A 6,184-nucleotide genomic window follows, 5' to 3' on the forward strand; every position below is an offset into this window, starting at 1 on the left:
CAATGAAAACTATTGAACAGCGACTCAGAGACACTCGGATTGTTCCTGTTATCGCTATTAACGACGTTGCTCAAGCGGTTCCTCTTGCCAAAGTGTTGGTAGAGAATGGCCTACCTTGCGCAGAGGTAACGTTTCGTACAGACGCGGCAGCAGAGTCGATTCGTTTGATGCGAGAAGACTACCCTGAATTACTGATTGGCGCTGGTACAGTACTAACGACAGAGCAGGTGGATATTGCGATTGATGCGGGAGTTGATTTTATTGTGAGCCCTGGCTTAAATCCGACAACGGTAAAATACTGTCAGCAGCGTGGCGTTGCGATTGTACCTGGGGTTAACAATCCGAGCCTAGTCGAGCAAGCAATGGAAATGGGCCTTAAAACACTTAAGTTTTTTCCTGCAGAGCCATCAGGTGGTGTTGCTATGTTGAAAGCACTTTCGGCAGTGTATCCAGTTAACTTTATGCCGACAGGTGGTGTAAGCCCTGCTAACGTAGATTCTTACTTAGCACTGAAATCAGTCGTTGCCTGCGGTGGTACTTGGATGGTTCCTACCGACAAAATGGATAAGGGCGATTGGGAAGGTATCGCGGAGCTAGTTCGCGCTATTGGCTAACAATCAAAATGTGAGAACAAATGGCCGGTTGATACCGGCCTTTTTATTTCCTCTAAGTTTGTTCTCTGTGTAGATAGACGGAATATCTAGAAAAAGTTAGTTAACTTAGTGGTTAAGCAGAATGTGTCACCTTTAGTTTCGCTTGTAACAGCTGCTCGATAACTTCCACCAGTTTACGGTTTTTAGTGGGATCAAGAGCATCGTTGTGAGGGTCTTTGAATAATCCAGAGTCATTATCGAAGTATCGTCCTGAGGCATCGGAAAATTCATCGCTGAGCGCTGCACGGCAAAGGATGTCTGCGCCAATTGCAAGATCATTGCCATCAACGCCATAAGCATCTTTGACCAGCTTGCTCCCCAAGAAAGAGGCTGGGTTTACTGGAATAACCGCGAGGCCATTAGTTACTGGGCTATTTGTTAAGGCATTCGCCAAATCAATCGACCACATCGTGAGTGCGAGTTTACTTTGTGCGTAAACGGGGCCATCCAATTCTCCTGCATTTGGGCTGATAAGGGCATTTAAATCTACGGGTGATTGAGCTGCTGAAGATAGGTTCACGATACGACCTGTCGTATCAAAAAGAGGAAGCAGCTTTTGTGTCAGTAGATAAGGTGCAATGGTGTTAACCACGAAGCGCACATCAAGGTTATCTGAAGTGGTAATTTCCGACACCTTATACACGCCTGCGTTGTTGATGAGGACGTCGAACCGCTGATGGTCAGCCATAATCTGAGTGGCGAGCGCTTCGACTTCTGAGAGTGTTGATAGGTCTGCTACATAACTTTCAATGACTGCCGTCTTAGACAGTCGAGACAGAGCCGCCACAACTTTGTTGATCTTGGCAGGGTTTCGACCATGAATCAGAATGTGGTGTCCTTGCTGAGTCAGCGCTTTTGCGGTCTCTAAACCAATGCCGTCAGTTGCTCCTGTGATCAGAATTATTTTCTGCATATCTTTCCCTTGATACCGATTCCGAAGCACTTTTATAACAAAGTTTTATTGCGCAAAGTTTCTAATACCTCACAGGATAGCGATAACAAGATCGTCCGTTATTGAGAAATCTGAAATAAATCGCTTGATGACTCATCAAACAAAAAAAGCCTCAACCCATCGAGTGGGTGAGGCTTTGTAGTTAGTAGCCGGTGGCTATTTTAGCTTGGTCTGACGTTATTATCGTTATATCGCTCAGGCTTGTGGTACTTAATAGCAAGTATTTAAAGTTGCTATTAGAGTTATTCCCATCAAGACCTCGTGACGATGAATAAATGGTACACCCAACACACATAGCAAAAAATAAAGTAAGCTTTATTTAACACATCACGAACAGTGATGTGTTTTAGTTGTATTAAGTTATAGGTTCAGAATGAAACCTTGTCGTATGCTAAATACGGCCTCAAGCGAACATGGAGAGCAGCTGTGAGCGATATTGAAAAGCTAGACCTGAATCTACTAAGTGTGTTTTTAGAAGTGTACCGATTGAAGTCGATTACTTTGGCCTCCGAATCTCTTGGCATGACTCAACCTGGAGTAAGTGGCGCTTTGAAGCGTTTACAAGCTCAACTCGATACCGATCTCTTTATTCGCGAGGGTCGAGGGATCACTCCGACCAATGCGGCGGTACAATTGGCAAGTCGAGTCGAGCCGGCGTTAGAAGGGATAACGAGCGCTGTCAGCACACTAAAAAAGTTCGATAATCAGCAGCATCATGTGTTTCGAATTTTGGTTAACGAAATTGGCCTCAACAAACTTCAGCCTCTAGTTGAACGGGACAAGACCTTAGGTAATATCTCAATCGAATTTAACATGGTGCCGAACAACGAAGAGGAGTTGCTTCAAAGCTTGAGTATGCAGCAAGCGGATCTCGCGATCGATATTCATTACCCGCAAGTGAATGGCTATATGACAAAGCCAGTAATTGAAGATGAGCTAGTGCTTATAGCTCGAAAAGGTCACCCTAGAATCAATGGTTCGGTTACACAAGAGCAGTATTATGACGAAAAACACATTACGTTTCGGATGCGTCGAACTCGCCTATACACGGCAGAATACTTCACTAAAACGCCACTCAAGCAAAGGAAAGTGAGTGCAGAGTGTGATTCGATCATGACCATGTGTGTATTGGTAGCGGGATCGGATTGCGTAGGCAGTACGTCACGTGATTTTGCTAATCAATTTGCGGAGACCTTCCAGCTACAAGTATTGGAACAACCATTCGAAATTGTTCCGATGCAGCAATACATGATCTGGCATAAAAGAACCGACTTGAATTCTGCCCATCAGTGGTTAAGAGATAAGGTTCAGCAATACATGAAGAAGTCTGAAAACAGCTGAATCTGAAGATAGAACTATAAAAACGGCCTCTAAAATGAGGCCGCTTTTGTTCTTGATTGTTCCACTTTTATTGATAATCAAAGTGAAGTTATGCCGAACTTAGCTTGCTCGTTGGCGACGTTTTTGGCGTGCATTTTTGAACATCTGCGTTGGAGATAAACCGGTCACCAGCATGGTACCAGTGATAACCAAAATAGAGCCAACCACAGTATTAATGCCAATAGCTTCACCTAAGAACAAGTTACCCCAAAGGATGCCAAAAACGGGAATTAGAAAGGTAACTGAAAGCGCTGAAGGCGCACCAAGCTCATTGATGAGATTGAAATAAAGCAGGTACGCTAACCCGGTACATACTGCACCTAATAAGATGACCGATGTGGTAATCGTGAGATCGGGTGCCTCTCTCATTGGCATGAAAAACACAAAGGGTAATACGATTAACACTGCTGCCCACATGCTGCCGTGGGCATTGTTGAAAGCTTCAACCTTAGGTGCTGTTTTGGTGTAGTTAGACGCGATACCGTAGCTAAATGCGGCCATCACGGCTGCAAAGATTGGAAGAATGGCTTCTTGGCCAATATTGAATGCATCCCAACCAACCAACACGCTAACCCCAGTAACACCAATACCTAGCCCAAGTAATACCTTGCTCTCAAGTGCAGTTTTGGTCCATATAGCTCCAATGATTGCCGCCCATATCGGTGCCGTGGAGTTCAGGATCGCGAGGGTTGAAGCATTCAGTGTTTGAGCCGCATAAGCGAAACACAAAAAAGGAAGCGCGGTGTTAAACAAACCGAGAATGAAAAAGTGTTTCGAGTGAGCATTAAATGAGAGCTTTCTCTTTAGATAAAATGAAACCAAAAGTAGGGTGATTGCCGCGCATAAAACTCGCGCTTCAATTAGGACCGCTGGGCCTAAAGGATTGGCCGCAATTCTCATGAAAAGGAATGAACCTCCCCATATGGCGGCTAGCATTATCAATTTAAAATAGCTCACAGTTTAAATCTCGATTGTGTAAAACACCGACTATGGAGCAAAGCTAACTATTACACAAACTGAGATAGCAATATTGCGCAGCGACTGGGCGAAATGTCACCGATAAAATAGGAATGCTAATGGTACTTTCTGTTCTGTTTATCCTTCCTTATTTGGCGAGTAATCTAGTGTCATACGTAAACATTAGGTGATAAAAATGAAGATTGAACATATCGCGATTTGGACCAAACAACTCGAAGTACTTAAACGATTTTATGAAGATTACTTTGGCGCGACATCTAACCAGAAATACCACAATCCAACCAAAGGCTTTTCGTCTTACTTCTTGTCTTTTGAGAGTGGTAGCCGCTTAGAGATCATGGAAATGGACTCGGTTCCTGAATCGAAAGATGACATCTATGATCAATTTACTGGCTTCATTCATATGGCTATTTCATTGGGTTCAGAGCAAGCTGTCGATGAACTGACCCAGCGCTTAGTCGAAGAGGGGTATGAACGTTTAGACGGTCCAAGAAGAACCGGTGATGGCTATTATGAGAGCTGTGTACTCGATCCTGATGGTAATCGCTTGGAACTTACCGTTTAATGTAAGAACTCGATTGAATGACTTACGGATTTGAGGGGGCAATGATGAAGCGAATTTTGGCTTTTGTTTTTAGTCTGAGTTTGGTGGGATGTACGTCCTCAGAGCTAGCACAGGTTGATGCACCAGAGACGACAATCGAACCATCTCAACCGATTGGCTACCTTGGCTTTAAAGAGCATCAAGCGTGGGCTATCAAATTTAATGATTGTACGGTCTACGATCTAATCGGAGCTCAACCGTATCAATGGTTTGACCGTACTTCTGCGTCTGTAAGTTGTTATACGTTTAAGCCAAGCGATGCTATTGCACCTTTGCCTGTTTATTCTAGTGCAAGTTTTGAAAGCGAGCAGCTTACCTCAATTGAACGCTTTCAAGAGCTACAGGTGTCGGATTCTGGCTGGGGCCGTTTTCCTATTGTCTATGAGAAAAACGGTACCAATTGGCTAAGGGTTAAAGAAGGCTGGATTCATCTTACGCTCGCCGACCAGACGCTCGTCCAGTTCTATCCTGGTACTCAAGACCAATCGGCTAAATCACAACACGATCAGTATTTTGAGCACCATTGATAAACGAATGATCAATGCCCCTTGCTAAATGCGGTTTGGGGCATAAATAGTTAGCCGTTATCACCGAATAGTGACAGTTACTATTTCTGCTTCGCTTTGATGATAAACGGTAGGATGGCACTGAATAAAATCACGCTCGTACCGATCAAAGCGAGTGAATTTGGTAATTCCGAAAACAACAGAAAGCCTAGAACCATTGAGTAGATCATTTGTGAGTATTCGACATTCGACACTACGTTCGCTTCCCCCCATTTATAGGCTGTCACTCCAAACCACTGCCCGATAGAAGAGATAACGCCGACCAGAACTAATAAAGCCAGTTCAGACCATGTCGGCCATTGCCATTCGATGATCGCTGGGATTAACGCAACAGCGCCAACAAAGATGGCTTGGTAGGCCAATACAACGGTTTTCGATTCTACATTCGCCATCTTCCTCACACAGATAACCGCAATAGCAGCACCTAATGCTGCGATTAATCCTGTTCCAACATAGAACAGAGATTCACTTTCTAAGGTCGGTTGTACGACTAACATCACTCCAGTAAAGCCAATTAAGATCGTCGTCATGCGAGCCCAGCCAACGTTTTCTTTCAGGAATAGACGAGAGATAACTGCCACGAACAACACTTTCAGAAATCCTAATGCGGTTGCATCGGCAAACGGAATATTACTGACGGTTAAGAAGCTGAAGTAGAGCGCAATGAACGCTCCGGTGACACGCCATACATGCATCGACACCATTTTAGGGTGGAGCATTGCATCGATGTTGCTGATTATCGATGGCATTAATAAGGTCACAAAAACCAGTTGGCGAAATAGCAAGATCTGGAAAATATCAATGCTATGGCTCAACTCGCGGACAATAACGCCGACTAATATGAACAGAGCATTTGAGATAAGCGCCAGTGCAATTCCTTTTGCTGGGTCGGACAGTCCGTCGAAAAATGAAAGCAGCGGACGAGGCACTGCGAAGGAACGATGAATAGACATAACACACCTCTTGATGAATGGGTGCTGAGCATAAAGCCTACACTGGTAGACGGGTCAAATAAGTTATCAAGAAAACTCTGAGGAGTAACGGATAGGAA

The 6,184-nt window shown here is 44.3% G+C and carries 7 protein-coding genes; 4 read left to right on the top strand and 3 right to left on the bottom strand.

From position 1 onward, the window contains the following. The first annotated feature begins 2 nt into the window (after positions 1 to 2). Entirely contained in the window at positions 3 to 614 is a 612-nt protein-coding gene (locus OH460_RS26105; RefSeq protein WP_270000069.1) for a bifunctional 4-hydroxy-2-oxoglutarate aldolase/2-dehydro-3-deoxy-phosphogluconate aldolase, read from the top strand. Between the two features lie 112 nt (positions 615 to 726). Here the strand turns inward: OH460_RS26105 and OH460_RS26110 are convergent, their stop codons facing one another. Next, on the bottom strand, positions 727 to 1,566 hold the full coding sequence (locus OH460_RS26110; RefSeq protein WP_270000070.1) for an SDR family NAD(P)-dependent oxidoreductase: 840 nt from the start codon (positions 1,564 to 1,566) through the stop codon (positions 727 to 729). Positions 1,567 to 2,031: 465 nt separating this feature from the next. On the opposite strand from OH460_RS26110, the gene OH460_RS26115 reads away from it, so the two are divergent. Beyond that, positions 2,032 to 2,946, top strand: a complete 915-nt coding sequence (locus OH460_RS26115) for a LysR family transcriptional regulator (RefSeq protein ID WP_270000071.1) — start codon at positions 2,032 to 2,034, stop codon at positions 2,944 to 2,946. A 99-nt stretch (positions 2,947 to 3,045) separates the two neighbouring features. On the opposite strand, the gene OH460_RS26120 is transcribed toward OH460_RS26115, so the two are convergent. Then, positions 3,046 to 3,885, bottom strand: a complete 840-nt coding sequence (locus OH460_RS26120; protein WP_061032049.1) for a DMT family transporter — start codon at positions 3,883 to 3,885, stop codon at positions 3,046 to 3,048. Positions 3,886 to 4,138: 253 nt separating this feature from the next. Between OH460_RS26120 and OH460_RS26125 the strand changes: the two genes are divergently transcribed. Together OH460_RS26125 and OH460_RS26130 are read left to right on the top strand one after the other, a co-directional pair. Continuing rightward, positions 4,139 to 4,528: a VOC family protein gene (locus OH460_RS26125; protein WP_061032050.1), complete on the top strand. Its 390-nt coding sequence runs from the start codon at positions 4,139 to 4,141 to the stop codon at positions 4,526 to 4,528. A gap of 41 nt (positions 4,529 to 4,569) precedes the next feature. Next, positions 4,570 to 5,094, top strand: a complete 525-nt coding sequence (locus tag OH460_RS26130; protein WP_270000073.1) for a hypothetical protein — start codon at positions 4,570 to 4,572, stop codon at positions 5,092 to 5,094. 80 nt (positions 5,095 to 5,174) lie between these two features. Here the strand turns inward: OH460_RS26130 and OH460_RS26135 are convergent, their stop codons facing one another. After that, positions 5,175 to 6,086, bottom strand: a complete 912-nt coding sequence (locus OH460_RS26135) for a DMT family transporter (RefSeq protein WP_270000072.1) — start codon at positions 6,084 to 6,086, stop codon at positions 5,175 to 5,177. Positions 6,087 to 6,184: the final 98 nt, after the last annotated feature.

Origin of the sequence: Vibrio sp. Makdt, from assembly GCF_027587015.1 — a bacterium.
GTDB classification, from domain to species: Bacteria; Pseudomonadota; Gammaproteobacteria; order Enterobacterales; family Vibrionaceae; genus Vibrio; species Vibrio chagasii_B.

What these genes read in the sequence shown, in the direction of transcription:
- OH460_RS26105 (WP_270000069.1), top strand. Translation starts at nt 3, where the DNA reads ATGAAAACTATTGAACAGCGACTCAGAGACACTCGGATTGTTCCTGTT.
- OH460_RS26110 (WP_270000070.1), bottom strand. Translation starts at nt 1,566, where the DNA reads ATGCAGAAAATAATTCTGATCACAGGAGCAACTGACGGCATTGGTTTA.
- OH460_RS26120 (WP_061032049.1), bottom strand. Translation starts at nt 3,885, where the DNA reads ATGAGAATTGCGGCCAATCCTTTAGGCCCAGCGGTCCTAATTGAAGCG.
- OH460_RS26125 (WP_061032050.1), top strand. Translation starts at nt 4,139, where the DNA reads ATGAAGATTGAACATATCGCGATTTGGACCAAACAACTCGAAGTACTT.
- OH460_RS26130 (WP_270000073.1), top strand. Translation starts at nt 4,570, where the DNA reads ATGATGAAGCGAATTTTGGCTTTTGTTTTTAGTCTGAGTTTGGTGGGA.
- OH460_RS26135 (WP_270000072.1), bottom strand. Translation starts at nt 6,086, where the DNA reads ATGTCTATTCATCGTTCCTTCGCAGTGCCTCGTCCGCTGCTTTCATTT.